This window comes from Roseomonas acroporae (genome assembly GCF_023223525.1).
GTDB lineage: Bacteria > Pseudomonadota > Alphaproteobacteria > Acetobacterales > Acetobacteraceae > Roseomonas_E > Roseomonas_E acroporae.
The window spans coordinates 1-883 of record NZ_JALPRX010000213.1 but is presented as its reverse complement, the minus strand read 5'-3'; the positions used below and the strand labels follow the sequence as shown (position 1 = coordinate 883).

Here is an 883-nt window from a genome sequence, read left to right as displayed (position 1 = left end):
GGGCAAGCTCAGCGCCCGCGAGATCGGCGCGCGCCTCGGCGTGTCCAAGGACGCCATCATCGGCAAGGCACACCGCCTCGGCTGGCCCGCCCGCCAGTCGCCCGTCGCGCGACAGCCCGGCGCGGCCCGCCCGCCCGTCTACTGGACCCCGGAGCGCGACGACGAACTGCGCGCGCTCATCAAGGACGGCCGGACCTCCGGCGAGGCGGCCGAGGCCATGGGCGTCACGCCCGGCGCCGTCATGGGGCGGATCAAGATCCTCGCCCGCACCGCGCCGGTCCAGCGCACCCAGGATCGTGCGGCCCGCCTGCTCGACTGGATCAGGCGTGAGGCGGCACAGCACCGCGCCGCGCCCACCAACGGGCAGATCGTCGCCGCCTATCACGTCTCTCAGGGCGAGGCCGCGCACCTCATCAGCCGCCTGATCCGCCGCGGTCTGATCGTGGTCGAGAGCAGGACCCACAGCCGGCGCATCTCCGCGCCCGACGGCTCCTGGCAGACCGCGTGGAGCCAGCGCGCCGGCATCGCCCGCGCCGCGCCGGTCGCGACCGTGCCGCACACGCCCGCCGCGCCGGCGAAGCCATCCATCCTGGCCTGCCGCCGCCCCGGTGAGGCGATGAAGGCCAACATCACGGCCGGACACCGCATCCACGCCGTGCACCGCAAGGCGCCAGTCCCGCCCCCGCCCAACGCCGACGCGCTGGTGGCCGAGTTCCTGGCGCGCAAGGGGGCGACGCAGTGCCCGACCGCTGGCGCCATGGGTATTGGCCGCATCGGCTGGCTCGGGCTGGCGGAGTAGAGGGCATGATCGCTGACCCGGCCGCCCTCAACCGTGCCCAGCGCTTGGAAATCGCCCTGCGCGCCGCCCTCGGCACCTGGGTCA

General features: G+C 75.0%; 1 protein-coding gene. It reads left to right on the top strand.

Annotated elements, in window-relative coordinates:
- Positions 1 to 799, top strand: a 799-nt coding sequence (locus tag M0638_RS28025; protein ID WP_248670246.1) for a GcrA family cell cycle regulator, incomplete at its 5' end; no start/stop codon positions are given.
- Positions 800 to 883: the final 84 nt, after the last annotated feature.